The sequence below is a fragment of the Streptococcus urinalis 2285-97 genome, from assembly GCF_000188055.2.
Classification (GTDB): Bacteria; Bacillota; Bacilli; order Lactobacillales; family Streptococcaceae; genus Streptococcus; species Streptococcus urinalis.
Genome location: NZ_AEUZ02000001.1, coordinates 262926 through 289686, shown reverse-complemented (window position 1 = coordinate 289686; position 26761 = coordinate 262926). Strand labels below are relative to the sequence as shown.

The window sequence follows — 26761 nt, the reverse complement described above, 5'->3', positions numbered from 1 at the left end:
TTCTTTATTCTGATTTGTTAGTTTTACGTTTTGCTACTGTTAATCCTAAGCCAACGAGACCAATACCTAAGCCAGCTGCCATACTTGCTGAATGGTCATCACCAGTTCGAGGTAGACTTGTGCTGCCTTTATGTGGTGTTTGACTTGTTGATTCTGAACTTACAAATACTTGACTTGAACTTTCTGATGATGATGCTGAAGTGCTATCTGACTCTGAACTTGAGCCTGAGTTACTTGTTGAATCTGAGGTACTTCCTGATTCTGAGCTTGAGCCTGAGTCACTGGTTGAGTCTGAAGTACTTCCTGACTCTGAACTTGAGCCTGAGTTACTTGTTGAATCTGAGGTACTTCCTGATTCTGAGCTTGAGCCTGAGTCACTGGTTGAATTTGAAGTGCTATCTGATTCTGAACTTGAGCCTGAACCACTGGTTGAATCTGAGGTACTTCCTGATTCTGAAGTACTATTACTTGTACTTGTTGAGGTACTATCAGCATTTGCTGATGCTGAATTGTCATCAAATTTTGTAGCAAATGTATAACCTGAGCCATCTCTCATTTGGTTAGTATAAGTTTTGTATTTGCCAAAAGTTGATATTAAGGCGACAGAATCTTTTCCAGTTTTTTGAGTTCCTTTCATTGTTCCATCTACTACAACCACATAAGCATCACTCATTTTAGATGGCCATGTTATTTCTATATTTCCATTGACTATTTTTGAGTCAATACTGTCAGTAACATCTGTAAATAGACTAGTGTCACTATAATCTTGAACCATACCTGGAACTAATTTTGAAGCATCTGACACTTTGTATATCTTATAAGTTGCATTACTCATATCAACTTGAGCTCTTGTAGCCAAATCATCTTCTGTTAATATTCCAGTTTTTAACGCGTCTTGATCTGTTGCATTTCCAATAACTGTTTTATAGGAGGTTGATGGATCCAACACTTGATTAAAACTAACATCTGGTGCATTAACTTGAGTAATGTATTTAACATTTCCTGTATCATGATTTACAGCAATGACGCGAGAATCAACAGTATAATCTGCACCTGCTTGAGTTTCATTAGGGTCTGTATTCCCAGAATCATAAGTAACATTAACAGTCTTACTTGCTATTTTTGTTCCAGAAGTCACTGAAATATTAACATTATCTTGATTAGTTGGTACATTTTTTTGGTCAAAATATATACTGATATGACCACCCGCAGAAATATCTGTTTTTCCTGCTACATTATTATTAAATGTATAAGTAATGGTATTTTTACTTGAATCATATACACCTTCAGCAATCTGTGTTCCATCTGGCAAAGTAAGTGGCGGTATGACAATTTTAGATGTTGTTATCCCAGCTGCATTTATGGTATCTGACAATGTAAATGTTACATAATCTCCTGCTGAAACGGAATCTTTTTTAAAGGTGAAATCAAAACTAGTGCCCGGAGATCTTCTGTCATTATTATAAGTTGTTCCATTTTGAATCTCACTTGTTTGATGATTTTGTGACACATCATTCAATGTTAATGAAGTTACACTAGATGAAACATCATTTCCAGTATTAGTTGCATCTGCCGCTGTTGCTGCAAATAGTTGAACTGTTGCTATTGATTGACTATTTGTTTCTGAATTGCTTTGTGATTCAGAAGTAGACATTGAATTAGTTTCTGATTGAGTAGATTGAGATTCACTAGTTTCTGAGGCTAAGGAAGTATTAGAAGTGCTATTAGTCCAAAGATTGACTACTCTTGAAGATGATACAGTATTTTCACTATCAGATGTGACGTTTGATGACATTGCACTTTCTGTTGTTGAAATAGCTACAGAATCTGACCCTACAAGAGTTTCTGTATTAGTGTCTGCTTCAACAACTAAGTTTGAAATAGCTGCACCACCTAAAACTGTCCCTGTCGTTATTGCCACTTTATATAGATTCCGATTTGAACTTAATTTTTCTGAATCTGAAAAAGTTTCATAAGTGTTTTTTTTCTGAGTCAGCGATTCCTTTGATAGCATTTAACAAATGAAATTGAGACATTAAAATTTTGACCCAATTTTTTCCTGATTTATGCATTTTTACACGGCTGCTAGAATCTGCTATTTTAATCGACTTTCTAAACATAATCCCTCCAAAATGAAAATTGATTCACAAATTATCATTTGTTGAATACATTATAAACCTTTTTTTAATTTTTTTCAACACCTCTAAAGTTATTGTTATTTTCAAAATTCTTAATTATAGCTACTATAAAAGACTTCTTTCCCATTCATTTTTTATTTATCACTATATAAACCCTTTTAAATAATAGTAAAAACAAGCAAAACTTTAGATATCTTTTTTAATTAATTTCACTCTAACATCATTTTTTATTATAGTACTATAAATAAAAACTATAGAACAATAGATTGAAATTAAACGCTATTTATCAATAAAACGAACAACATAAAAGGAGTTAAACTTCTTTTATTAACTCCTTGTATTATTACTATTTTTGATTTTTCTTTTTACGTTTCGTAGCTACAAGACCAAGACCTGATACCAAACTTGCTGAATGATCATCACCCATATGTGGTAAAGATGTATTTGCAGGATTTTTACTAGTTGATTCAGACCCAACAACTGATTGACTAGAACTTTCTGAAATTGAAGTTTGCACGCTTTCACTTGTAGATGTTGAGGTACTTTCTGTCGTAGAAATTGATGTAGACTCAGTTATTGATTGACTCATAGATACTGAGGTACTTTCACTTGCTGAAGCTGATTCTGAGACGCTTACTGATGCTGAAGTACTTGCTGAAACTGAAGCAGACTCACTAGCACTTTCTGAGTCAGAAACACTAACTGAATCAGATAATGATTGGCTCACACTCTCTGAACTACTTAATGAAGTTAAGGTAATGGTTGACTCTGATAATGACTCACTGCCACTTAAAGAACTGCTCAATGAAGTTGATTCTGATATAACTGTTGATAGTGACTCACTGGCACTCAATGATGAACTGTGTTCTGAGGTTGATACAGATTCTGATATTACAGTTGATAGTGATTTACTAGTACTTTCTGAAGAGCTTTCTTCTGATGTTGAATCACTGTTACTTTCTGAAGGAATTTGAACTAAACCAGCATCCAAAGTCATATCATTTGACACTTTAATTGTAAATGTAACTGACGAACCATCTGAATCAGTACTTGTATCACTTCCAACATTTGTTGTTGTAAAATCATAACCATTATGTTTTGTAAATGAAATGGTGTAAGTTGTATTATCAGTTAAGCCATCAAACTCATAATGTCCCTTATAATCAGTTAAGACCGTTTTTTGTGTCCCATCTGGATATTCTATTGTAACTTGTACTCCAGCTGCTGGAGTTTCACCATTTGTTTGAAGACCATCATGATTAGTATCATACCAAACGTAATCACCTGATTTATAGGTAACTTCTGTACCACTACCTCCTGAGGTATCTTCTGAGGTTACAATATAGTTACTTGCTTCAGTATTATAATAATTGAAGACCGTTCCTGATGCATCTCTAGAATACATATTTGCTGATTGAACGAGATTATCAGTAGAATTTGCATCATATGACGAAACAACTCTTATGACATATGCCGTATTGATATCCCCAAAATCAATATCAACTCGGTCACTGTAATAAGTAGAATTTGAAGCAATTGTATCACTATCCACTTTTTTAAAGTTACTATAATCAGTAATCTTCATGCTCTTAGGTAAAGTAGAGCCATTACCTGCTTCATATATTTCTATAGTTGAGGTATTATTTACTGTTTCGCTACCATTTTCAACAATAGTCCCATTTTGCAATAGTCCTCCATAAATGGAAAGGATATTATTATAAGCAGTTGCTCCAGAATAAGCATTGTTAGTATTAATATAAATAATTTGTTCTACTGTATTATTAGTTGTATCTACCTCATTAAAAACTGTTTGAATGCTAGATGTTCCATAAACTGTTGGTTTTCCATATGTAATATTTTCTGTTTTTGAAGCAGATTCACCAGCAAGCGTAAAAGTAATATTTGTATTGTCTAAATTATTAGGTACAGTAGCTCTATCAATATAAGAATAAAAATCTACAGAGGCAACGACGTCTTGATATTTATCAACATATGACGTAAATGTGTAGGTTACCGTTTTTGTTGAAGCATCCCAAGTTCCTGTAGCAATAACTTCTCCAGAGGCGTCTTTTATATCTGTAGGTGTCCAGTTTGCCATATCAAAATCTGATGGAACTGTATATGGGCTATAAGTAAATGTGAACTTATCTCCAGTAGTTGCTTTGTTATCAATTGTAAATTTGGCAGTATACTCTAAAGGTTCCCCCTCATGAGGGTAAACAGTGCCATCATCAACACCTTTATCATTATCTTCTTCAGTATAACCTGAATCTTTAACTGTTGCTGATGTAACTGTCACAAGATCATTATTAACTTGACCAGTAACTGCAGCAACACGAATCTTAGGTCTTACAAGTGATATTGCACTCGTTGAAGTTGCTGTTGAAGTGGCGTTTGTACTTTCACTACTTTGTGTACTCGCGAGACTTGTTTGACTTTTTATTTCTGTATTTGTCGATGTTGCAGATGTGCTCATTGACACTGAAGTACTTGTTTCTTCTGAATGAGATAATGAGACTGAGTTTGTTTGACTCAAGCTATCGCTTTCTGAAATTGTTGATTCAGAAGGTACATCTGATTAGCTTGTGCTCTCAGTAGTTGAAATTGTAACGCTATCTGTATTGACTAATGTTGCATTAGTCGTGTCTTCAGCTTCAACTGCAGTCGTTGTGACAACAGCTGCTCCTGTTATTGTACTAGCTGCAATTAATCCTTTAAGGACTGATAAATCACGAACAGATAGTGTTTCAGGTTTTTCATCTAAGACAATATGAGATTTTGTAAGCATTTCTGAACTACCTCTCATATTTTTTAGAATATGAAAATGAGACATTAGTGTTCTTACCCAATGTTTTCCAGATTTGTGCATCTTAACACGACTACTACTATCACTCACAGTAACAGCTGTACCAAATTGTTTATTTTTCATTGTAACCTCCACATGAGTTTTTAATTTTCCGAAAACTCAATATTTGTATGATGATATTATATAGTATTTTTAAATTTTTTCAATATTTATTTTAAATTTTAATTATTATTTAAAAATAGATTAAAAAGCTTATAAATTAATCTTTTTTGATCACTTTTGACTTTTAATAAAAGATGTTTTTAGACATAATGTTCCCTATTGTCTAATTTGACTATAGAAAACACAGACTGATTAGTAGTATATAACGATAATAATACATCACTCTGTCTATTCTTATATCATTAAACAAAATTAAAAAAAGAAAACCCTAGGGTTTCCTTCTTTTGGTCTTTTTATCTATTTTCGTTTTCTTGCTATCAAATGAATTGGTGTGCCTTCAAAAGTAAAAGCAGATCTTATTTGATTTTCTAAGAATCTGAGATAAGAAAAATGCATTAGTTCTTCTTCATTGACGAAAATAACAAAAGTTGGTGGTTTAACCGAGACTTGTGTCGCATAGAAGATCTTTAAACGTTTTCCTTTATCAGTTGGTGTTGGGTTGATTGCGACAGCATCCATGATTACGTCATTCAGTACCGCTGATGATATCCGTTTATTTTGACTCTCACTGATGCGTTTTATCATCTCTGGTAATTTGTGTAATCGTTGTTTTGTAACAGCAGAAACAAAAACAATTGGTGCATATGCCAAAAACTGAAATTGATCTCTGATAACTGTTTCCCATTTAGAAACTGTGCGATTATCTTTTGCTAAAGTATCCCACTTATTAACGACAATGATAATCCCTTTTCCAGCATCATGAGCAAAACCGGCAATTCGTTTATCATACTCACGAATTCCCTCTTCCGCATTAATGACTAATAAGACAACATCTGATCGATCAATGGCTCTCATCGAGCGCATAACAGAATATTTTTCAGTATTTTCATATACTTTTCCTGATTTACGCATACCAGCCGTATCAATCATCAGGTATTCTTGACCTTCTTTATCAGTAAAATGAGTATCAATAGCATCACGAGTCGTCCCAGCAATTGGACTTGCGATAACACGATCTTCCCCTAAAATAGCATTGATTAAGCTTGATTTTCCGACATTTGGACGACCAATAAGACTAAATTTGATAATATCTGGATTATCATCCTCAGCTTCTTCTGGAAGGTTAGCTACAATAGCATCTAGAAGGTCACCTGTCCCAATTCCATGAACTGATGAAAGTGCAAATGGGTCTCCCAAACCTAGTGAATAAAAATCGTAAATATCATTTCTCATCTCTGGATTATCGACTTTATTTACTGCTAGAATAACAGGCTTTTGAGTTCTATATAGCATTTTTGAGACGTACTCATCAGCATCTGTGACACCTTCTTTACCAGAAACCACAAAAACAATGACATCTGCTTCATCCATTGCTATTTGAGCTTGATGTTTAATTTGTTCCATAAAAGGGGCATCCACATCATCAATACCACCTGTATCAATCAATGAAAATTTGCGATTTAACCACTCACCCATGGTATAAATCCTATCGCGTGTCACACCTTCAACATCTTCAACGATGGAGATACGTTCACCTGCAACCCGGTTAAATAAGGTCGACTTCCCCACATTTGGACGACCCACTATGGCAACTGTTGGTAAGGCCATGATTTTCCTCTTCTTTCACTATTTTATATTATCGACGATTAACGCCTTCAAGATGAATTTCATCAGCTAGATAGCGGACTCTCTCCATGACACGTCTTGATTGCCATGTTTCATCATTTCCTTTAATGGTTGCCCATTTCTTTTCTAAATCGGTAAAATTATAATTTGACGTAAAGAATGTTGGTAATTCTTCTAACATTCGGTGTTGGAGAATGACTTGTAAGACTTCATCTCTAACCCATGATGTTGCCTGTTCAGCTCCGATATCATCTAATATAAGAACTGGAACATCTTTGATATTATCAATTTCTTCTTTAACAGACCCACTTGAAATAGCATTTTTAACATCTATCACAAAACTTGGAAAATGTAATAGAGTCGTTGAAATACCTTTTTTCTCTGATAATTCATGTGCCATAGCAGCCATCAAAAATGATTTGCCAATGCCCATATCGCCGTAAATGTAAAGACCTTTTGTGGTCTTTGGATAATCTACTACAAAATCGATTAGTCTATCAAAAACAGCTTCTCTTCTTTCATCATTTAAGTCGATATCTTCAAACGAAATTGATTTATAAGATTTGGGAAGACTAACAAGATTGATCCGATTTTCAATCGCTTTTTTAGCTTGTGCTTCTTTCAAAGCTTTTGTCTCAAGGTAAGTCACATCTGCATAGCCTTCATTCATGGCCAAGATAGGTTGGTAGCCTTTGGCAATGTAAGAAGAAGATCCTTCTTTCCACTTTTGACGTTCACTCAAAAATTGATTAAACTTTGACAAACTAAGCTCAATTTCTTCAGTTGTTAGATGATGAGACGTAATGAAATCAGAGACTTCTTTATCAGCTAAAATGGCCTCGATAATATCTTGGCGTTTTCCTTGATTATGTGACATTCGCGAAATCGTTTCTCCAATTTTTTTCATCTAATCACCACCTTTCTTAAGTCCTTGTAGACGTTCTAATGAACGACGTCGTTTTTCTTCTAATCTATTTTTGGTATCAGAACTAGTCTGATTTTCATAATTAGCATTGCTCCACGTAGGGACACTTGTTGTCTTCTTACTTGATTGTTTTGACGTTTGTTTTCTTTCTGAAAAAGCTCTTAATTTCAAGACAGCTTCCTCTGCTGTTGTTACATTTTGATAGGAAAAATCATTAGCCATTTTCATCAGATAAGTCTTTTGAAGATTTGCAGAATGTGTTTTATTAATAGTATATAAAACCATCACATTGATAACTTCATCTAAGAAATTCATCTTTGCAAGTTCAACCAAAAGGTCTTTTTCAGTTTTTGTTACTTTTGCTTTTCTTGCTAATTTAATTTTTTCAAGAAAATCAAAACTAGTAGACTGTTTAGCTTCTGAAATGACGATGCGTTCGGCAGAGGTGAATTCTGATGAATCACTTGTTTCTTTTCCAACTAATAATTTTGTTGATAGCCTGTTAACAGCAATTTTATAATTAATAGCTGTTTCTTTTGCTATTTGATAGATATCAAACCAAGTTAGTCCAAATTTTTCAGAAATATTATACAAAGACACAACGTCATTAGTTTCATCTTCAAAACTCAGACCATCTCTCACCATTAAGCGTTTGAAGCTATCAAGATCAAATTGAATTTTTGATTCTATCTTAGGTGTTTGTGACAGTTTTAAATCTCCAAATACATCTGAAAAACGTTTTGAGATATCTCGCGCATTAGCTGGAATCTTGATATCCAATTCTTTTAAGGCAATTTCTCCGATTTTTTGCTCAAGTAGACGTCTATACACAGCATTATTTAAGAAAATTTCATTGCCTAATGTTGGATTCAACTTGATAAGATAAGAATCCTGCGTCTGATATAAAACCATTAAATCCAATGCAGTCAATAAGACTAGCGCTTCTTCAAAACGTCTCATTCCAAACTGGAGATGGTTTAAAACTTCACTAAATTTATGTTTTCGTGTTCCGTCATCGAAAAAGGTAACGAAGTATTGGTATACAGAACTAGCATCATTTCCTAATATGGGAAAATAGAGTTGCATAAAGCTTCGACTATCATAGGGAACGCGATTGTGTTGCAGGTAAGAAAATTCATCAATTGGTTTCATCTGTTACTCTTCTCTTCTTACTGTGAACACGACTAGTGATTTGTTGGAGTAATTCCTCAATCTCATCGACGTCTTTAAAACTTTTATAAACACTAGCAAATCGAACATAGGTAATTTCATCTAAGTCTGCTAACTCATCCATTACCATGTTGCCAATGGTAACACTAGAAACTTCGTTTTCATATTCACTACGTACTTTTTGTTCAATACGTGAAATCAATTTTTCAATATCATCACTTGAAACAGGACGTTTTTGCGCACTCTGAATAACACCATTTAAAATCTTATCTCTTGAAAATTGCTCTCTCGTTCCATCTTTTTTGACAACTAAAAGTGGTAAATCTTCTATTCTTTCAAATGTTGTAAATCGTGCGTGGCATTTTTCACATTCACGGCGGCGTCTGATTGTATTACCATCTTCTGCTTGACGACTATCAACAACACTCGACTTATTATAATTACATTTTGGACAACGCATACAGACACCCCAATTCTATCAAATCTTATTAGTATCTTATTTTATCACATTTCTGACAATAACAAAAGTTACTAAAATCATCATAGACAAGTTTAAATAAAAAATAAGAAGCTAGGAAAACCTAACTTTTTGAGGTGTCATCATCAAAATCAGATATGAGCTTGTCATCTTCTTTATCGAGGGGGATGAGCAGTCTAAATTCTGATCCACTTCCAACTTCACTGAATACCTTTAAATCAATATGATATGCTGTCACAATTTGTTTTAAAAGTGAAAGACCAATGCCTAGACCCGCTTGTGTGCTTTCTCGGCTTCTTGATTTATCAGTACAGTAAAAACGTTCAAAGATATGATTGATATCTTCTTGAGAAATGCCTTCTCCATGATCAATCACACTAACTTTTGCAAAATTCTGATCCCATCTTGATAACTCAACCGTAATGCGTTTGTCTTCATTTGAATATTTTACTGCATTATCAATCAGAATGAGGATGGCTTGTTCAAAATGATTTTTATATATTTTAGCAAAAAGACTTTCTGGAACTTTATTGTTAAAAGTAAAGGTAAAGTCTTCTCTAATAACTTCAAAATTCCCAATAACCGTTTCAATAGATTCGTGGAGTTCAGAGACATCATTTTGATGTGCTTCGAAACTTCCTTGTACGCGAATCATGTCTAACATATCATTAATCATAATTGACATGCGATTGGCTTCATGAGCAGTTGCTGCTAAACTTTCATCTAATATTTCAGGCTCGTTTTTGCCCCAACGTTGTAATAAACCAATATGCCCTTTAATGACAGCAACAGGTGTTCGCAGTTCATGACTAACGTCACTAACAAAGCAAGATTGTAATTTTGTAAAATCCTCAATTCTTTCTAACATTTTATCAAAAATAGTAGATAAATCTTCTATTTCATCTCCAGTCTTGATGTTAGAACGTAAACTTAATTTATCAGGATTTGCAATAATTTGTTTCATTAAGGCATGAAGATCATTGAAGGGTTTTAAAAACTGTCGTGTTGCAATTGATATAATAATTAAGGCTAAACCAGTTGCAAATATTTCAATACAAAGTAATAAGATGAGTAGTCGATCTCTACCAAAATAATATGGATTCAAATCATGAAAAACTTGGATATAACCTATCAATTTACCCGTTTTTTGAGAATAAACCTTCTGAGTTATAGATAAACCACGGTAATCATCCATTTCATCATTGTAAACTTTACCAATAGGACCCGTTAAATCTGTAAAATCTTCCTCATCATCTGTCGTAAACACCATATGTTTTTGTACATTATAGATATAGATGTCTTGATTAATATACAAAAGATTCGTAATATCTCTATCACTTTTTAAAATGGATTCGTGCTTATCATTACTGATGACGTGTGTTTCATCATTTTTATAAAGAATTTTCCCTAGATTGTCTAAGCCTAAATTAGAGTCCGCCTCTGAAAGACGAACTCTAACTTGATTACTCGTTTTTTTTAAGACTGTTCTCTCATCCGACATTAAGAAATAGTTGGTTGAGTAAAAGGCAATTAGAGTAAATAAAGTAAAAATAAAGAAAAACAAGATAAAAAATGTCACCGAAAGTTTTTTTGACAAAGTGTTTCGGGATTGTCCAATTTTCTCAATTTCTAGCTTCATCTTTATTTCTCACGAATAACATACCCCATGCCACGAACAGTTTGAATATAAGATTCTTTACCAGGCATGTCAATTTTTCCACGTAAATAACGGATGTACACATCAACAACATTGGTTTCAACTGCTTCATCGTATTTCCAAACATTAGATAATAGTTCTTCACGTGTCATAACACGATTCATGTTGGTCATTAAGATATTAAGTAAATCAAACTCACGTTTTGTCAGTGAAATTTCAACATCTCCACGTAAAACAGAACGATTTTGTGGATTTAAACTTAAGTCACGGTAAACACCTTGATTTACAGCTTTTTTGTTTAAATCAATATCTTGACGTCTGAAAATAGCACGGATGCGAGCTAATAATTCTTCAATGGCAAAAGGTTTTACAATATAATCATCAGCACCACGATCAAGACCTGCAACAACATCCATCACAGAATCACGTGCTGTCATCATCATGATATATGTGTCTTTTTCTTGTTGAAGACGTCGAGTGATTTCAAATCCATCCATTTCTGGAAGCATTAAGTCTAAAAGAATTAAATCAAAATCTTTTTCTAAAGCAGACTCAAGTCCTTCACGACCGTTGTATTCTACTGTAACTTCATAGCCTTCGTGCTGTAACTCTAATGAGACAAAGCGAGCAAGATTTTTCTCATCTTCGACAATTAGTATTTTTTTAGTCATTTCTATCCAACCTTATTTTATTTTCTTTCAATTTTTTAGTCGATTTAGTAGATTTTTATTCTATTATTAGAAAAACAGGACAATATTTATTATATCGAAAAGAACGCTATCAATTCCTTAAATATAAGGACTATTCCAATCATGAACTTAAGTATAACAAAGAAATATTAATATTTCAAATGAAAAAAACAGAAATCTTTAATTGTTCGGAATTATTCATCAAATAAGCCATCTAAAGAACTAAAAGGATTATTTTCAACTTGTTTTTCTTTTTTCATTTGCTCATATTGAGTCTCAGTCATAACATTCCAATCATTCCCAGAAGGTAACTGATCTGATTTTTCCTCATCTTTTGTTAATACACGAATCGGTATAGACAAAAGAATATTGTCAATAACACTTTCTTCTAAATGAATGCGATCATCTTCAATTAAAATAATAAATTCTTCTTCTTCTCCTAGTTCAGAAGTGTCTTGAACCCAATCTGCTTCCATAAAGAGTTCACTAATGAATTGATTTTCTTCTAAAGCTACTGGCTCCAGTGAGCGACTTGAAGCTAGAGTTATCGTATATGTCAACTGATAATTTAGAATGTAAAGTCCTTTATCATAAGAAACACTCCCAACGGCACGAACATTTTCAATATCTAGAATCTCAGAATTACGCTTTAATAGTGTTTCTTTAACGTCTAGTACATTGTCAAATGAAAGCCCTTGTGCTTGTTTTTTGATTTCTGATATTAGTAACATGTTTTCCCCTAATAACTTTCTAATTAAGCATCTTCTAATTATACCAACAATTTAGCGATAAATGTATGTCAAAATGATTACAATTTATAAGAATGTGAAAAACCCTATCATGGTTGATAGAGTTATGATTGTCTTAGCCTTTCAATCCGATCTTCTAATGAAGGATGAGTGTAAAAGAGTGTCTTAAATCCACCTTCTTTTTGGGGATCATTAATATAAAGTGCTGCACTAGCATCATCAACAGAATGTTCCATTGGACTTGAAGCTTTTAATTTTTGCAAAGCACTAATCATTCCTTGTGGATTTCTCGTTAATTCAACCGAACTGGCATCTGCTAAATACTCTCTTTGTCTTGAAATGGCTAATTGTACCAAACTCGCCGCTAATGGTGCTAATATCATAGCAATAATAGAAAATATCAGAATGATAATACCTAGACCATTATCATTGTCATTGTCGTCATCTCTTCTTCTACCCCCACCATACCATAACATACGACCACCTATACTTGAAATCAAAGTAACAGCACTTGCTAGTGCGACGGCTATAGTGGAAATTTGAATATCATAATTCCTAATGTGTGATATTTCATGACCAATTACACCTTCAAGTTCTTCACGATTCATTACAGCTAGTAAGCCAGTCGTTGCTGCCACAGCTGCATTTTCGGGATTAGAACCTGTTGCAAAAGCATTCATCGATTGGTCTTCAACGATAAAGACTCTAGGCATGGGAATTTGTGCTACCATTGCCATATCTTCAACAATATGATATAACTGTGGCGCTTCATCTTCTGTGATTTCACGCGCATTATTCATAGACATGACAACGTTAGTTGATTGAAAAATCATGCTAAACGCATAAATAGCACCAATAATGAGGGCAAAGCAAATACCAATCAGAGAATCTCTTAACAAAAGGTAGCCAGCTGCTGCGCCAATTAAAGATAAAAGAAAGAAAAAGACAACTATGAGAACAACTGTTTTACGTTTATTACTTGAAATTTGTTGATATAACACAGGCTTTCCTCTTTTAATTAAAAGTTAAATTCCACTTTTGGAACTTCCTTTTCACTTTCTGGTGTTTCTAAAAATTGGCTTGGTTTAAATCCAAATAATTTACCGACAATGTTTGATGGAAAACTTTCTAATTTTGTATTGTAAGCTGAAGTTGTAGAATTAAACAATTGACGTGAATAAGAAATTTTATTTTCAGTGTTTGTCAATTCTTCTTGTAATTTGATAAAATTCGTATTTGCTTTTAAATCAGGATAATTTTCAGCTACTGCTAGAAGTCCATTTACTTGTTTTGTAAGAGCATTTGATGCTTCCATTGCTTCATTTGGTGTATTGGCACTTGCAACTTGTGAACGTAATTTAGCAATTTTTTCAAATGTCTTTTCTTCATAATTAGCATAACCTTTAACGGTTTCTATTAGATTTGGAATTAAATCATTACGACGCTTTAATTGAACATCAATTTGACTCCACGACTCTTTTGTGTGCATACGGCTTTTGACAAGGCTATTGTAACTGGCAGCAAGCCAAATTCCTAGCACGATGACGATAATAATAATGATAAATGTTGTAGACATACTAATCTCCTTGTATTTTTGTTTTATTATAACAATTTCTAATGTTATTTTAAAGTAAATTCCTTAAGTTAAGCTTATTTTATCCTTATCTATTTTGTGATAGAATAAAAGAACTTAATAATCACAGGATACAATCTGAAATCTTCAGACAAAGAGGAGAAAACATGACACCACAAGACTTCTACTTAGCATTAGAAAATGCCGGTATTATCTTATCTCAAAAACAAAAAGAACAATTTGAAACTTACTTTAAATTGTTAGTCGAATGGAATCAAAAAATTAACTTAACCACCATTACCGAAAAAAACGAAGTTTATTTGAAACATTTCTATGACTCAATTGCTCCTATTTTGCAAGGATATCTCAAAAATGAAAAGATTAGCATATTAGATATCGGTGCTGGCGCTGGCTTCCCAAGTCTTCCCATGAAAATTATTTTTCCTCAATTAGACATTACCATCATAGACTCGCTCAACAAGCGTATCCAATTTTTAAATCTTTTAGCGGATACACTAGATTTAAAAGGTGTTCATTTTTACCATGGTCGAGCGGAAGATTTTGGCCAAAACCCTGACTTCAGAGCCAAATTTGACATTGTTACAGCACGTGCAGTTGCTCGTATGCAAGTTTTATCAGAACTTACCATACCTTTTTTAAAGATAGATGGGCAATTAATAGCCCTAAAAGCATCTGCAGCTGATCAAGAATTAGAGGATGCCAAGAATGCATTAACCTTTCTTTTTGCAAAAGTTATTGAAAATCAACATTATCATTTGCCAAATGGCGATGACCGTTATTTAACTATTGTTGAAAAGAAAAAAGAAACACCTAAAAAATACCCAAGAAAAGCTGGTATACCTAACAAAAAACCACTTTAAAAAAGACTTAAAAAAGCTAGATTTATTTAGCTTTTTTACATTATTTCTGTTAAGATATTCTTAGTTTAGTATGGGAGGAACTATGAATCGCTTTTTTGGACGTTCTTGGTCCGTAACACAAAGGCTGACATTTAGCTTTGCAATAGTCATTATTGTTGGTAGTATCTTACTTTCTCTACCAATTACGCATTATCATGATGCACCACAGACAACTTATCTTGATCACCTCTTTAATGTTGTTTCCATGGTTTGTGTGACGGGATTGTCAGTTGTTTCTATAAGTGACGTATATAATGGCTTTGGCCAAATAATTGCTATGTTTTTAATGCAAATTGGTGGTCTAGGACTAGTTACCTTGATTGCTATCAGTACTTTTGCACTAAAACGTAAAATGGATTTAAGAGAGCACAGCCTTCTACAATCAGCACTTAATCGTGGGGATAGTCATGGATTGCAAGGATATCTTTATTATGTTTATAAATTTACTTTTACGGTTGAATTTATAGCAGCACTTGTTATCATGACTGATTTTATACCTCGTTTTGGTGTAGGACATGGTATTTTTAATAGTATCTTCCTTGCTATCTCTGCTTTTTGTAATGCTGGTTTTGATAATTTTGTTACTGGTAGTCTTAAAGGTTTTGTTTTAGATCCTGTTATCAATTTTACTGTAGCATTTTGTATTATTTCAGGTGGTTTAGGATTTGCTGTTTGGTTTGAGATTGTCAATGGCCTCAAAAAATTCTTTATAGATAAACCCAAATACCGTTTTTCAGGTTTTCGACGTATGACTAATCAATCACGTTTAGTACTATCAACAACTGGCATTATTTTACTACTAGGAACCGTTTTGACTTGGTTCTTAGAGAAAGATAACCCAAAGACTATTGGTCACTATTCATTTTTAGCACAAGGTATGATTAGCTTCTTTCAAACAGTAACCATGCGTACTGCTGGGTTTGCAACATTATCATATCTTCATACAAAAGAACCCACTAATATCTTGTATATGATTCAGATGATTATTGGTGGTGCACCTGGTGGTACTGCAGGCGGTATCAAAGTAACTACCATTGCTATAACATACTTATTATTTAAATCAGAACTATCCGGTCAAACTGAAGTCACTTATCGAAAACGTATTATTTCAAATAAAACCATTAAGCAAACGATGACTGTACTGATTTTCTTCTTTGCCACTTTGGTTACAGGATATCTATTATTACTTTATTTTGAACCTCATCATAATTCAATTGCACTACTTTTTGAAGCTATCTCAGCTATAGCAACTGTTGGTGTTTCAATGGATCTCACTCCACATCTTTCTTCATTAGGAAGAATTGTCATTATTGCTTTAATGTTCATTGGACGTGTAGGTCCAATCACTGTCTTGCTTAGTCTTCTACAACGAAAAGAAAAAACAATTCATTATGCAACCAATGATATTACAGTTGGATAAAAGAAAGGGAAATTATGTCACGTAAAACAATTGGTGTTTTAGGCCTTGGTATTTTTGGTCGTACACTAGCACGAGAACTTAGCAAATTTGATCAAGATGTTATTGCACTTGATATGAGAGAAAGTCATGTTCATGAAGTGGCAGACTATGTCACAAAAGCAGCTGTTGGCGACATTGCTGATAGAGATTTTCTAGAAGGTGTTGGTATCGAACAATGTGATACTGTCGTTATTGCTACAGGGAATAATCTAGAATCTTCTGTACTAGCTATTATGAATTGTAAAAAATTGGGAATCGGAAATATCATTGCAAAAGCTAAAAATAGAACTTTCGAAGAAGTGCTTTATGGTATTGGAGCGACAAAAGTTATTACGCCAGAAAGAGATTCTGGAAAAGCCGTTGCCTCAAATCTTTTAAGGCATCGCATCGAAAATATCATTCACATGGAACATGGAATTGCCATGATTGAATTTTCTGTTCCCGAAAAATGGATTGGCAAAACACCTGCCGAGCTAGACCTTCGTAAAAAATTCGATATTAATGTTATTGGGATTCGAAAGGATAAGGTCACTGCATTAGATACCAATGTTATCCCAAGTCAACCATTCGAAACCGGTACTTCTCTCGTTGCAATAGCAAATGGAAATACCTTTGAAAAATATGATTATTTAGGTTATTTAAAATAAAAAAACAAGGTCTGCTAACCTTGTTTTTTTTATTGCCATGGATTATAAAAACGACCACCATTTATGATAAATAAGATAAAACTGGATAATAAAATACCAATGGCCAATGCAATAGTAAGCATGTCATTCTTTGAAAATGATTGGTAACGATACCATGTGCGTTTCTTGTATTTGCCAAAACGACGTAATTCCATAGCTGTTGAAACCACATCAATTCTTTCTAGTGAACTAAAAATTAATGGGGTCATAATTTGTAAATTTCCTTTTATACGATCCATTAATTTTGCTTTATCAGAAAGTTCTAAACCTCTTGCTTCTTGAGAAGTTCTAATCATATAAAATTCTTCTTGTACATCTGGAATATAGCGTAGTGTCAAACTTACTGCGTAAGCTATTTTGTATGGTACGCCAATTTGATTGAGACTTGAAGCAAACTGACTTGGATCAGTTGTCATCAAAAATAATATTGCTAACGGTACTGTTGAAAAATATTTCAAAGCTAAATTTAGCAAATAGAACAATTCCTGTGAAGTGATGGTGAACCTACCCCAACCAGATAACAAGACCGTTTTTGCTCCATAAATTGATTCACCATAGGCAGGTGCAAATAAATAAACCATGATTACATTTAAAACAGCAAAAAAAGCAACAAATTTGATGATAAATGAGATGGCTTTCCAAGGAATTTGAGCTAACTTAAAGAGATAAAGAGATAATAGACCAATAAAAATAATTAACCGAGTATCATAAGTCGTCATACAGGCCACAGAAACCAAGATAAAAAAGAGTAATTTACTGGCGCCAGAAAGGTGATACATGAAACTTTTTCCTTCATGATAACCAATTAAACGATTAGCTGACATGTCTCTCCCTTTCTTTTGTGATGTAATAATGTGTCAAAGCAACAGGATCACAAGATAATTTAGTTGCAAGTTCAAACAAGCTTGTCTTTTTGAGATAGGCTTCTTCTAATAATGATTCATTGGACAAGATTTGTTCTGGCTTTCCATCAGCGATGATTTGACCATGACTAATGACTATCGTCCTATCAGAGTATTCCATCATCAATTGCATATCGTGTGTTATCATGACTATTGTATGCCCTTCTTGATTTAAGACGTCCAAGAAGTTCATAATATCTGTATAATTCTTTTTATCCTGTCCTGCTGTCGGCTCATCTAGAATAATCATTTCTGGGTCTAAAACTAAAATAGAAGCAATAGTCACCCTCTTTTTCTGACCAAAAGATAAAGCAGAAACAGGCCACTTACGATAAGAATAAAGACCACATGTTTTTAATGTCTCATTAACCTTTTTTTCAATTTCAGCTTCAGAAATTCCTCTAAGACGAAGTCCTTTTGCAACTTCATCAAAAATCATTGTTTGACTGATCATTTGATTTGGATTTTGAAGAACATAGCCAATTCTATCAGCTCTTTCTTTGATAGAGTCATTAGATATATCTTGTCCTTTAAAAAGCATTTGACTATCTGTTTTTAGGAATTGACAGAGTGCCTTAGCAAAAGTTGACTTACCAGCTCCATTTTGACCAACAATTGAAATTTTCTCGCCTTGATTAATGGTCACATTCATATTTTGCAAAATAGGTGTCTCTTCTTGATAAGAAAAATTGAGATTCTTAACTTCTAGCAATGGTGTTTTCTCAATTGATTGAGTATCCTCAAAATCATTAACAAATGCTATATTTTCTAAATGCATTGCTTTGAGTTGTGATAAGTGTTTCTCATTTGCAATATTAAACCCTAAGTCTTTTAAAGTAGTAAGATAAAGTGGCTCACGAATACCATTTGCATTTAGTAATTCTGTTGCTAAAAGGTGATCGGGACTCCCATCAAACAATATTCTACCATCATTAATGAGTATTATCTTATCAACATGACGGTAAATAACATCCTCAAGGCGGTGCTCAATAATAAGCGTTGTTGCACCTGATTCCTTATGAATCTGATCAATCAGATCAATGGTATCTTGTCCTGATTTTGGGTCAAGATTGGCTAAAGGTTCATCAAAAAGTAATATTGGGCTCTCATCAACCAAGACACCAGCAAGACTAACTCTTTGTTTTTGTCCTCCAGACAAATCTTTTGGTCTATGATCTAAGAAATCACTTAAATCAAGCTTTTTTGACCAATAATTAATCTTATTAATCATTTCAGTATGAGTCATACAATCATTTTCAAGTGCAAAAGCAATATCTTCTGCAACTGATAGACCAATAAATTGACCATCAGGATCTTGTAAAACTGTAGAAAGCAAATGAGACTTATCATAAATTGATAAGTCAAAAACATCTTTTCCTTCTATTTTTAGAGAACCAGAATGTTCCCCATGAAAAGTGTTGGGAATGATGCCATTTAAACACTGTCCCAATGTTGATTTGCCACTACCAGATGGGCCAACTATCAATACTTTTTCACCTTTATTTATGGTTAAATTAATATGATTTAAAGTCGGCTCTGTTTGAGCATCATACTTAAATGTAAAATCTTCAAAACTAATAAATGTATTCATGTTATACTTTCAATTGCGTCAGAATTAATCTTTAGACAAACTTCCTGATTTAGTTCTTGATTTGGCATAAACAATTAATAGAATCGTTCCACCAATACCAATAGTAAAGGCATTTGCAATTCCTGCAAAGATCCCTTGAGTAAAGACTTTACTAGCTGGTTCGTGGTAAATTAATATATCACCTAATGGCGCAACAATACCCCATGCAATAACGTTTACGATAATTTGGACAATATTAAAGGTAATCATATCTTTTTTAGTAAAAATACCACGTTCAACTTTAAGACGCGATTTTAAGAAACCAATACCTAAACCGACTAAACCACTTGGAAGTACCCAAGACCACCAAACACCATAACCTGCTAGCATATCTTTTAACATATGTCCGATAAAGCCAACAAAGAATCCCGCAACTGGGCCAAATAAAACAGCAAATAAAGCTTGTACTGCATATTGTAAAGAAATCGTTGTATTGGTAAAAATAGTAATCGGAATAAACATTCCAATGATAACAAAGAGTGCTGCACCGATACCAATAGCAACCACAGTTTTAATTGAATTATTTTTCATTTTCTTTTCCTCTATTTAATAACTTTTATCTCAATATGCCAGTTAGAGCCTACACCAACATTATAAGCTTTTGCAAATGTTCCTTGGTTAATAGCTAAACCAACACGATAAAGTGAGTTAATATACAAAATTGGTTGACCAATACGAACGTCTGCAAAAGATTTCCCATAAGTCACTTGGTTTTGGTATACCAACATGTCGTTATTGAAAATAGTTACTTCAAAACGGTCTCCAAATTCTGGTTTTAAACTGTAAAACTCTTCTCTTGTAATAGAAGTCCAAAGTGAACCAAAGCGAACATCTAAGATATCAATTGATCCTCTAACATCATCTTCAGAGATTTGAGTCTCAACTACAGGCAACTCTACAATTTCCTCAACTGACAATTCTGGTCCAACTTCTTCAAAACTGATATGACCACTAGCTAATTTGGCACCAGTAAAAGCATAGACATCTCTGCCATGGAATGTATAAGATAATTCTGTATTTTTGCGACGATTTTCCACTTCAGAAATTCCACGAATAGCTTTAATACCAATGTGTTTTTTGATATAAGATAAGGTTCCATTATCAGGTGTTACAATATATTGATTATTTTCCGTTAAAGCAACAACACTTTTACGTTTTGAACCAACACCAGGATCGACCACTGAAACAAAGGTAGTCTCTTCTGGCCAGTAGTTCACTGTTTGAAATAGACGATAAGATCCTTCGAAGATATTAAATGGTGTAATATCATGTGTTAAATTATGGACAACTAGTGTTGGATCTTCTTGAAGTGCTACACCAATCATTGCTGATACCGCTCCATCAACTAATCCAAAATCCGATTGTAATACGAGTAATTTATTGCTCATTATACCCCCCTAGAGTTCAATAAAAATATAGTCTATTTTATCATACTCCACAAAAAGATTAAATAAGATAGAAAATTTAACTAGTTATAGCTATCAACTATATAAAAATTAAGGATAGAAATACCCTTAATTTTTGGTTTTAGACCAAGTAGACATATCAGCAACAGCTGTGAAGAGAACATCTGTAGAAGAATTTAAAGCTGTTTCACAGGAATCCTGAACCACACCGACAATGAAACCAACTCCAACGACTTGCATCGCAATATCGTTATTAATGCCAAATAAACTACAGGCAACGGGAATTAATAATAGTGACCCACCTGCAACTCCAGATGCGCCGCAAGCTGAGACAGCTGCAACAATGCTTAATAGTAAAGCTGTCATGAAATCAACTTGGATTCCTAAAGTATTTACAGCCGCAAGTGTTAAGACATTAATTGTGATAGCTGCACCTCCCATATTAATAGTTGCACCTAAGGGAATAGAAACAGAATACAAGTCTTCATTAATTCCTAAATCTTGACAAAGCTTCATATTCACAGGGATATTGGCAGCTGAACTTCTGGTGAAAAATGCCGTTAATCCTGATTCTTTAAGACAGCGAAGAACTAGTGGATAAGGATTTTTCCTAAGTATGATAAATACTATTATAGGATTGACAACTAAGGCCACAAATAGCATTGTACCAATAAGAACACAAAGTAAAAAACCATAATCCTTCATGACACTTAAACCATTCTCAGAAATTGTCGTAAAAACAAGTCCCATAATACCGAACGGCGCTAAATCAATAATCCACTTTACAACCTGAGACGTTACATTTGCTGACGTTTGAAGTAATTCCTTAGTATTTTTCGTACTTGTTCTTAAGGCCATACCAAAAATAAGAGCCCAAAAAAGAACACCAATATAGTTAGCATTGACCAGTGCATTGATTGGATTATCAACTAGATTCATTAATAAATTTTGAAAAACTTCTGCGACACCTTTAGGTGGGGTTAAATCTGTTTTTGGAATACTATTTAATTTTAAAGTTAATGGTAGAAGGTTATTGACCAGAACGGCAACTAGAGCAGCAAGAAAAGTACCAACTAAATAAAGTAAAATGACACCTTTCATGTTCACTTTACTATTTTCTTTATGTTGGGACAATGCATTAGCTACGAGCGCAAAAACCAGAAGTGGAGCAACAGCCTTTAAACCACCTACAAAAAGTTTCCCTAAAAGACCAATTAAAGTAACTTTCGGCAAAAAAACTGCTAAAAAAATCCCAATTACAACACCAATCATAATTTTTTTTATGAGTGTAGTTCGATTCCAAATACTAATAAAATGTTTCATAAATTATCCTTTTGTGGCAAAAATTATATTTTTTTATAATAAAACATTTTCAGAAAGATGTCAAATTTCAAAAAATTCAAACAAATTCTATTGACTAGCTTATTATTATCTATTATAATAGCAACTATCGCTTATTTTAATATTAATTTATTTCATTAAATAGTAGAAAGATTAGAAAAATAGACTTATGAAACAAAAAAATATTTATATTATTGTTGGATTTATGCTTTTTGCCCTCTTTTTTGGATCTGCAAATCTCATTTACCCAGCATTTTTAGGCATTTATTCTGGATCCAATTGGATACCATCTATTATTGGTTTTTGTTTAACAGGTGTTTCACTTCCCTTACTTGGGGTGATGGCCGTTGCTAAATCTGGTGGAGATGATGTCGAATCACTTGCTAGACCAGTATCAAAATGGTATGCCATCTTCTTTTCTGTTGCTCTTTATTTATCAATTGGTCCATTTTTTGCCATACCAAGAACAGGTGCTACCTCTTATTCAATTGGTGTTGCTCCTATCTTAGGAAACCATTTTTTCATCAAAGTCCTTTATGCTCTCTTATTTTTTGGTCTCTCTTATTATTTAGCCATGAGACCAGGAAAAATGGTTGATCGCATCGGAAAAATCTTAACACCAACTTTATTAATCATAATTGCTATTTTTGTTATTGCTTCATTTTTAAATCCTGCTGGTCCATTAGGAAAGCCCCATGACATTGGAAATAACACAAACAACGCATTTTCAAGCTTTCCTTTTATTGCTGGACTAATCCAGGGTTATGGAACATTAGATGCTCTTGCTTCACTTGCTTTTGCAATTATTGTCATTGACGGCGTTAAAGGATTTGGTATTACAAAATCTAAAGATATCACCAAAATTACTTTAAAATCTGGTATTATCGCTATTAGTCTCCTAGCTTTGATTTACATTTTTATTGGTCACATTGGTGCTACTTCACAATCACTTTTTGAATCCAAAGATGGACAATTTTTACTTAATGGTATCACAATTGATGGTGGTCATGTCTTAAGCAAATCATCTCATTATTATTTAGGTGCAATTGGGCAAATTGTTTTAGCTATTGTTATTTTCCTAGCCTGTCTAACGACATCTACTGGTTTAATAACCGCATGTGCTGAATATTTCCATAAATTATTACCTCAATTGTCACATCCTACTTGGGCAAGTATATTCACACTCATCTCTATTTTCTTTTACTTCGGAGGACTTTCCGAAATCATTAAATGGTCTGTCCCTGTTTTATATTTACTCTATCCTTTAACAATTGTCCTCATCTTATTGGTTCTTAGTCGAAAATTATTTCATAATGCTCCAATAGTCTATCAAACGACAATGGCTTTAACTGCCATCCCAGCCATTTTTGATGCCTTAACGACATTATCTGAATTTACCGGACTTTTCAAATTACCAAATACAGTAACGCAATTCTTTACTCTTACTATTCCTTTAGGAAAATATTCTATGGGCTGGTTACCTTTTGCAATTATTGGCTTTTGCATTGGCTACATCATACTTCAATTTAAAACAAATAAAAAAACTTATCAAAGATAAGTTTTTTATTTATGACTAATTTGTCGTGTTAATAAATCCCCTAAATATTGAATTAAGAAAATCAATAACAGAATAATAATTGTCGCAACCCAAGTTACATCATTATTAAAACGATTATAACCATAGGAAATAGCAACATTTCCAAGGCCTCCAGCTCCAATAGCACCAGCCATAGCTGTCTCACCAACTAGGGAGATCAGAGTTACTGTTGAAACTCTAATGAGGTCAGGCAAGCCTTCTCCAAGATAAACTTTAACAATATCCCAGAAAGTAGCACCTGATGCTTGGGCTGCTTCAATAACACCCTTATCAAGTTCAGAAAAGACAACTTGAACTTGTCTTGCAAAAAATGGAAAAGTCGCAAAAGTAAGTGGTACTAAAGCAGCAGTTGCTCCCAATGCCGTTCCCATCAAGAAATAAGTAAAGCTTGCTAATACTGCAATTAAGATTACAAAGGGAATAGCTCTAAAGATTGAAGTAATTTTATCTAGTATCCAACAAACTGTTTTATTTTCAATAACTCCCCCTGGTCCCATTAGGACAAGCAACAGACCAATAAACAGACCAATAATACCACCAATGATAAAAGGAATAATCGTCATATAAAGCGTATTCCAAATAGCTAAGCCCCAGCCAGCATCACCTGACCACCCTAACTCATATACATTTGGTAGGTAGGTTCTTATTAAATCAATCATTTAGCACCTCTTTTCAAAACAGTTACTGAGACTCCTGCATCTTCAAGTGCTTTCTCAGCTAAAGCAACATTTTCAGGCTGTCCATCTAAAACAACAACCATTTCACCAACTGGGACTTGATCTAAAATCTCAATATTGCCATATAAAATATTTGCTGTCACTTCATAGCGTTTGTATATTTCATTTAAAATAGGTTCATCTGTTGAAGTTCCAGCATATTTTAATTGAACCATGATGGCAGAATCAGGGAGTTCTTGAACAATTGATTGTTGATTAATTTTAACCATTGCTTCATCAATTCCTGTTGCTGTTCTGATAAACTCCTGAGTTAATGGCTGTTGAGGATTAGAAAAGATATCTAGGACAGTACCTTCTTCAATCATGACACCACTTTGCATAACAGCAACGCGATTACAAATATCTTTGACGATTTGCATCTCATGAGTGATCATGACAATTGTTAGACCTAATTTTTGATTTAAATCTTGTAATAAAGCTAAGATTTGTTTAGTTGTTTTAGGGTCTAATGCTGAAGTCGCTTCGTCTGAAATCAAAATCTTCGGATCATTTGCCAATGCACGCGCAATAGCAACACGTTGCTTTTGACCACCTGAAAGTTGTGAAGGATAGTTGTCAGCACGGTCTGCTAGACCAACAAGTTCTAAGAGATCTTCAACTTTCTTTTCTTTTTCAGCTTTTGTTAACGATGAATGATGTAAGGCAAAAGTAATATTTTCTTTTGCTGTTTTTTGAGCCATTAAATTGAAATGTTGGAAAATCATCCCAATATCACGACGTTTTTGACGAAGGTCTTTTGATGATAATTGAACCTTTCCATCTGTAAAAGTGACATCTTCATCTATTGTGACCTTGCCCGATGTCGGTTCTTGTAATAGGTTAATCACGCGAACTAAAGTTGACTTACCAGCTCCTGAATAACCAACAATACCATATATATCTCCTTGATTAATCTGAACGGAAACATCCTTTACAGCTTCAACAACACGTTTTTTTTGATGAAAAGTAATATCAATATTCTCTAATTGAATGATTGCTTGACTCATAAACTCCTAACTCCTGATAACTAATCTGTAATGGCTTAAGCCATTACAGAAAAAATAGTGAATGCTTTGATTGTATCATAGAAAAATACACTAGACAAAAGCAGATTTTTCATAAGACAAAGCGACGTGTCATACCAAACACGTCACTTCTATGTTTTTTACCAAGCTGCTACGTCTGTTCCGTTTGTAGCATCCTTAATGACTTTTTTAACACTGTTTTGGTGGTAAGCTTTAACTAATTTCTTAATAGTAGCTGCTTTGTCAGATTTTTTCCAATTTTTCTTGCCTGCAATGACATTAATCCATTGTTTTGAATTTTTATCAATTTTTTCTTTGTATAGTGATGTTTTGTAATCAATTTTAGCAGGTACTGCATAATTATTATTGACAATAGCTGCATCAACTGATGTAAGTGAACGAGCTGTTTGACTAGCATCTAACTCTTTAATATCAAGGTCTTTTTTGTTTTCTTTGATATTAGCAATAGTTGCTAATTTTTCACCAGAAACATTCAATTTAATCAATCCTGCTGATTGTAGCACATAAAGTGCACGACTTTCATTTGTAGCATCATTTGGTACTGAAATTTTTGCACCATCAGGAAGTTGACTTACTGAAGTGTATTTTGCTTTCCCATTTTGACTTGTTCCTGAGAACAAATGGATTGGACTGATATAAGTTTCACCTATAGCTACAAGATTTTGTTTGTTTTCTTTATTCCAGTTATTTAAGAAATTATAATGTTGGAAAGCATTAACATCAACTTCTCCATTTGCAACTGCTTTGTTTGGTTGAGAGTAATCCGTAAACTCTTTAAATTTTAGTTTAACACCATCTTTTTCAAGGTTTTTTTCAACCTGATCCCATTTTGCTTTTTCAGAATCTGATCTCGTCATGACACCAACTGTTAAGGTATCTTTGTCACTTGATTTACCACCACAAGCTGTTAATAATAAAGTTGAAGCAAGTGCAATACTTGTAATTCCTAAAATTTTCTTTAATTTCATGATTATGTCCTCTTTCAATTTTTAACTGAATCTATTCTAACTCATACTGTTATAGGTTTCAAATTGTTAAAAATAGGACTTAGTTATAGTTATTGGTTATAACAATAATAAAAAATA

Annotated in this window: 25 protein-coding genes; 4 read left to right on the top strand and 21 right to left on the bottom strand. The window is 33.5% G+C overall.

The genetic code is table 11. The features are described 5' to 3' along the window. Nucleotides 1–4: 4 nt before the first annotated feature. The 13 genes from STRUR_RS11090 to STRUR_RS01350 all read right to left on the bottom strand — a co-directional run bounded on the left by STRUR_RS11090 (nucleotide 5) and on the right by STRUR_RS01350 (nucleotide 13976). Nucleotides 5–1921 carry an Ig-like domain-containing protein gene (locus tag STRUR_RS11090; RefSeq protein ID WP_006738635.1) on the bottom strand — a complete coding sequence of 639 codons (1917 nt, stop codon included), beginning with the start codon at nucleotides 1919–1921 and terminating at the stop codon, nucleotides 5–7. Nucleotides 1922–1970: 49 nt separating this feature from the next. After that, nucleotides 1971–2120, bottom strand: a complete 150-nt coding sequence (locus STRUR_RS11175; RefSeq protein WP_006739070.1) for a KxYKxGKxW signal peptide domain-containing protein — start codon at nucleotides 2118–2120, stop codon at nucleotides 1971–1973. A 364-nt stretch (nucleotides 2121–2484) separates the two neighbouring features. Beyond that, nucleotides 2485–4674, bottom strand: a complete 2190-nt coding sequence (locus STRUR_RS01400; protein WP_006739569.1) for an Ig-like domain-containing protein — start codon at nucleotides 4672–4674, stop codon at nucleotides 2485–2487. A gap of 42 nt (nucleotides 4675–4716) precedes the next feature. Then, entirely contained in the window at nucleotides 4717–5067 is a 351-nt protein-coding gene (locus STRUR_RS01395; protein ID WP_006738627.1) for an accessory Sec-dependent serine-rich glycoprotein adhesin, read from the bottom strand. 336 nt (nucleotides 5068–5403) lie between these two features. Continuing rightward, a complete protein-coding gene (gene der, locus STRUR_RS01390; RefSeq protein WP_006739060.1) occupies nucleotides 5404–6714 on the bottom strand; it encodes a ribosome biogenesis GTPase Der in 1311 nt (436 codons plus the stop codon). A 28-nt stretch (nucleotides 6715–6742) separates the two neighbouring features. Next, nucleotides 6743–7639, bottom strand: coding sequence for a primosomal protein DnaI (gene dnaI / locus STRUR_RS01385; protein ID WP_006739378.1), 897 nt, complete (start codon nucleotides 7637–7639; stop codon nucleotides 6743–6745). Continuing rightward, entirely contained in the window at nucleotides 7640–8809 is a 1170-nt protein-coding gene (locus tag STRUR_RS01380; protein ID WP_006738594.1) for a DnaD domain protein, read from the bottom strand. It abuts the gene before it with no gap. Then, a complete protein-coding gene (gene nrdR, locus STRUR_RS01375; RefSeq protein ID WP_006739490.1) occupies nucleotides 8796–9287 on the bottom strand; it encodes a transcriptional regulator NrdR in 492 nt (163 codons plus the stop codon). The genes STRUR_RS01380 and nrdR overlap by 14 nt, the downstream gene beginning before the upstream one ends. A gap of 121 nt (nucleotides 9288–9408) precedes the next feature. Continuing rightward, nucleotides 9409–10944, bottom strand: coding sequence for a HAMP domain-containing sensor histidine kinase (locus STRUR_RS01370; RefSeq protein WP_006739083.1), 1536 nt, complete (start codon nucleotides 10942–10944; stop codon nucleotides 9409–9411). 2 nt (nucleotides 10945–10946) lie between these two features. Continuing rightward, on the bottom strand, nucleotides 10947–11633 hold the full coding sequence (locus STRUR_RS01365) for a response regulator transcription factor (RefSeq protein ID WP_006739393.1): 687 nt from the start codon (nucleotides 11631–11633) through the stop codon (nucleotides 10947–10949). A gap of 212 nt (nucleotides 11634–11845) precedes the next feature. Then, nucleotides 11846–12382 carry a YceD family protein gene (locus STRUR_RS01360; RefSeq protein ID WP_006738861.1) on the bottom strand — a complete coding sequence of 179 codons (537 nt, stop codon included), beginning with the start codon at nucleotides 12380–12382 and terminating at the stop codon, nucleotides 11846–11848. Between the two features lie 122 nt (nucleotides 12383–12504). Further along, a complete protein-coding gene (htpX, locus tag STRUR_RS01355; protein WP_006739951.1) occupies nucleotides 12505–13401 on the bottom strand; it encodes a zinc metalloprotease HtpX in 897 nt (298 codons plus the stop codon). 17 nt (nucleotides 13402–13418) lie between these two features. After that, the gene (locus STRUR_RS01350) at nucleotides 13419–13976 is read right to left on the bottom strand and encodes a LemA family protein (protein WP_006739376.1); all 558 of its coding nucleotides are present in this window, start codon (nucleotides 13974–13976) and stop codon (nucleotides 13419–13421) included. 164 nt (nucleotides 13977–14140) lie between these two features. On the opposite strand from STRUR_RS01350, the gene rsmG reads away from it, so the two are divergent. The 3 genes from rsmG (at nucleotide 14141) to ktrA (ending at nucleotide 16999) form a co-directional block, all read left to right on the top strand. Further along, complete coding sequence (gene rsmG / locus STRUR_RS01345) at nucleotides 14141–14854, top strand: 16S rRNA (guanine(527)-N(7))-methyltransferase RsmG (protein WP_006738738.1); 714 nt, start codon at nucleotides 14141–14143, stop codon at nucleotides 14852–14854. Nucleotides 14855–14936: 82 nt separating this feature from the next. Then, complete coding sequence (gene ktrB, locus STRUR_RS01340; protein WP_006740251.1) at nucleotides 14937–16313, top strand: potassium uptake transporter channel subunit KtrB; 1377 nt, start codon at nucleotides 14937–14939, stop codon at nucleotides 16311–16313. Between the two features lie 14 nt (nucleotides 16314–16327). Next, the gene (gene ktrA / locus STRUR_RS01335) at nucleotides 16328–16999 is read left to right on the top strand and encodes a potassium uptake transporter gating subunit KtrA (protein ID WP_006739135.1); all 672 of its coding nucleotides are present in this window, start codon (nucleotides 16328–16330) and stop codon (nucleotides 16997–16999) included. A gap of 29 nt (nucleotides 17000–17028) precedes the next feature. Here ktrA and STRUR_RS01330 read toward each other — a convergent pair whose 3' ends face one another. From STRUR_RS01330 to sstT, 5 genes are all read right to left on the bottom strand, one after another. Beyond that, the gene (locus tag STRUR_RS01330; RefSeq protein ID WP_006739092.1) at nucleotides 17029–17862 is read right to left on the bottom strand and encodes an energy-coupling factor transporter transmembrane component T family protein; all 834 of its coding nucleotides are present in this window, start codon (nucleotides 17860–17862) and stop codon (nucleotides 17029–17031) included. Beyond that, on the bottom strand, nucleotides 17852–19531 hold the full coding sequence (locus STRUR_RS01325; protein WP_006739560.1) for an ABC transporter ATP-binding protein: 1680 nt from the start codon (nucleotides 19529–19531) through the stop codon (nucleotides 17852–17854). The genes STRUR_RS01330 and STRUR_RS01325 overlap by 11 nt, the downstream gene beginning before the upstream one ends. Nucleotides 19532–19555: 24 nt before the next feature. Next, entirely contained in the window at nucleotides 19556–20101 is a 546-nt protein-coding gene (locus STRUR_RS01320; RefSeq protein WP_006740071.1) for an ECF-type riboflavin transporter substrate-binding protein, read from the bottom strand. Between the two features lie 11 nt (nucleotides 20102–20112). Further along, nucleotides 20113–20958: an SAM hydrolase/SAM-dependent halogenase family protein gene (locus tag STRUR_RS01315; RefSeq protein WP_006739055.1), complete on the bottom strand. Its 846-nt coding sequence runs from the start codon at nucleotides 20956–20958 to the stop codon at nucleotides 20113–20115. A gap of 126 nt (nucleotides 20959–21084) precedes the next feature. Further along, nucleotides 21085–22299, bottom strand: coding sequence for a serine/threonine transporter SstT (sstT, locus tag STRUR_RS01310; RefSeq protein WP_006739731.1), 1215 nt, complete (start codon nucleotides 22297–22299; stop codon nucleotides 21085–21087). Between the two features lie 187 nt (nucleotides 22300–22486). Here sstT and brnQ point away from each other — a divergent pair, with 187 nt between their 5' ends. Further along, complete coding sequence (gene brnQ / locus STRUR_RS01305; RefSeq protein WP_006738700.1) at nucleotides 22487–23875, top strand: branched-chain amino acid transport system II carrier protein; 1389 nt, start codon at nucleotides 22487–22489, stop codon at nucleotides 23873–23875. 5 nt (nucleotides 23876–23880) lie between these two features. On the opposite strand, the gene STRUR_RS01300 is transcribed toward brnQ, so the two are convergent. The 3 genes from STRUR_RS01300 to STRUR_RS01290 form a co-directional block, all read right to left on the bottom strand. Beyond that, nucleotides 23881–24573, bottom strand: a complete 693-nt coding sequence (locus tag STRUR_RS01300) for a methionine ABC transporter permease (protein ID WP_006739308.1) — start codon at nucleotides 24571–24573, stop codon at nucleotides 23881–23883. After that, nucleotides 24570–25637: a methionine ABC transporter ATP-binding protein gene (locus STRUR_RS01295; protein ID WP_006739279.1), complete on the bottom strand. Its 1068-nt coding sequence runs from the start codon at nucleotides 25635–25637 to the stop codon at nucleotides 24570–24572. Before STRUR_RS01295 ends, STRUR_RS01300 begins: the two co-directional genes overlap by 4 nt. 158 nt (nucleotides 25638–25795) lie before the next feature. Continuing rightward, a complete protein-coding gene (locus tag STRUR_RS01290; RefSeq protein ID WP_006739875.1) occupies nucleotides 25796–26644 on the bottom strand; it encodes a MetQ/NlpA family ABC transporter substrate-binding protein in 849 nt (282 codons plus the stop codon). Nucleotides 26645–26761 lie beyond the last annotated feature (117 nt).

Excerpts from the sequence above, each read along its gene's own strand:
- STRUR_RS11175 (WP_006739070.1), bottom strand. The coding sequence starts at position 2,120 with ATGTTTAGAAAGTCGATTAAAATAGCAGATTCTAGCAGCCGTGTAAAA.
- STRUR_RS01395 (WP_006738627.1), bottom strand. The coding sequence starts at position 5,067 with ATGAAAAATAAACAATTTGGTACAGCTGTTACTGTGAGTGATAGTAGT.
- der (WP_006739060.1), bottom strand. The coding sequence starts at position 6,714 with ATGGCCTTACCAACAGTTGCCATAGTGGGTCGTCCAAATGTGGGGAAG.
- dnaI (WP_006739378.1), bottom strand. The coding sequence starts at position 7,639 with ATGAAAAAAATTGGAGAAACGATTTCGCGAATGTCACATAATCAAGGA.
- STRUR_RS01380 (WP_006738594.1), bottom strand. The coding sequence starts at position 8,809 with ATGAAACCAATTGATGAATTTTCTTACCTGCAACACAATCGCGTTCCC.
- nrdR (WP_006739490.1), bottom strand. The coding sequence starts at position 9,287 with ATGCGTTGTCCAAAATGTAATTATAATAAGTCGAGTGTTGTTGATAGT.
- STRUR_RS01370 (WP_006739083.1), bottom strand. The coding sequence starts at position 10,944 with ATGAAGCTAGAAATTGAGAAAATTGGACAATCCCGAAACACTTTGTCA.
- STRUR_RS01365 (WP_006739393.1), bottom strand. The coding sequence starts at position 11,633 with ATGACTAAAAAAATACTAATTGTCGAAGATGAGAAAAATCTTGCTCGC.
- STRUR_RS01360 (WP_006738861.1), bottom strand. The coding sequence starts at position 12,382 with ATGTTACTAATATCAGAAATCAAAAAACAAGCACAAGGGCTTTCATTT.
- STRUR_RS01350 (WP_006739376.1), bottom strand. The coding sequence starts at position 13,976 with ATGTCTACAACATTTATCATTATTATTATCGTCATCGTGCTAGGAATT.
- rsmG (WP_006738738.1), top strand. The coding sequence starts at position 14,141 with ATGACACCACAAGACTTCTACTTAGCATTAGAAAATGCCGGTATTATC.
- ktrB (WP_006740251.1), top strand. The coding sequence starts at position 14,937 with ATGAATCGCTTTTTTGGACGTTCTTGGTCCGTAACACAAAGGCTGACA.
- ktrA (WP_006739135.1), top strand. The coding sequence starts at position 16,328 with ATGTCACGTAAAACAATTGGTGTTTTAGGCCTTGGTATTTTTGGTCGT.
- STRUR_RS01330 (WP_006739092.1), bottom strand. The coding sequence starts at position 17,862 with ATGTCAGCTAATCGTTTAATTGGTTATCATGAAGGAAAAAGTTTCATG.
- STRUR_RS01325 (WP_006739560.1), bottom strand. The coding sequence starts at position 19,531 with ATGAATACATTTATTAGTTTTGAAGATTTTACATTTAAGTATGATGCT.
- STRUR_RS01320 (WP_006740071.1), bottom strand. The coding sequence starts at position 20,101 with ATGAAAAATAATTCAATTAAAACTGTGGTTGCTATTGGTATCGGTGCA.
- STRUR_RS01315 (WP_006739055.1), bottom strand. The coding sequence starts at position 20,958 with ATGAGCAATAAATTACTCGTATTACAATCGGATTTTGGATTAGTTGAT.
- sstT (WP_006739731.1), bottom strand. The coding sequence starts at position 22,299 with ATGAAACATTTTATTAGTATTTGGAATCGAACTACACTCATAAAAAAA.
- brnQ (WP_006738700.1), top strand. The coding sequence starts at position 22,487 with ATGAAACAAAAAAATATTTATATTATTGTTGGATTTATGCTTTTTGCC.
- STRUR_RS01300 (WP_006739308.1), bottom strand. The coding sequence starts at position 24,573 with ATGATTGATTTAATAAGAACCTACCTACCAAATGTATATGAGTTAGGG.
- STRUR_RS01295 (WP_006739279.1), bottom strand. The coding sequence starts at position 25,637 with ATGAGTCAAGCAATCATTCAATTAGAGAATATTGATATTACTTTTCAT.
- STRUR_RS01290 (WP_006739875.1), bottom strand. The coding sequence starts at position 26,644 with ATGAAATTAAAGAAAATTTTAGGAATTACAAGTATTGCACTTGCTTCA.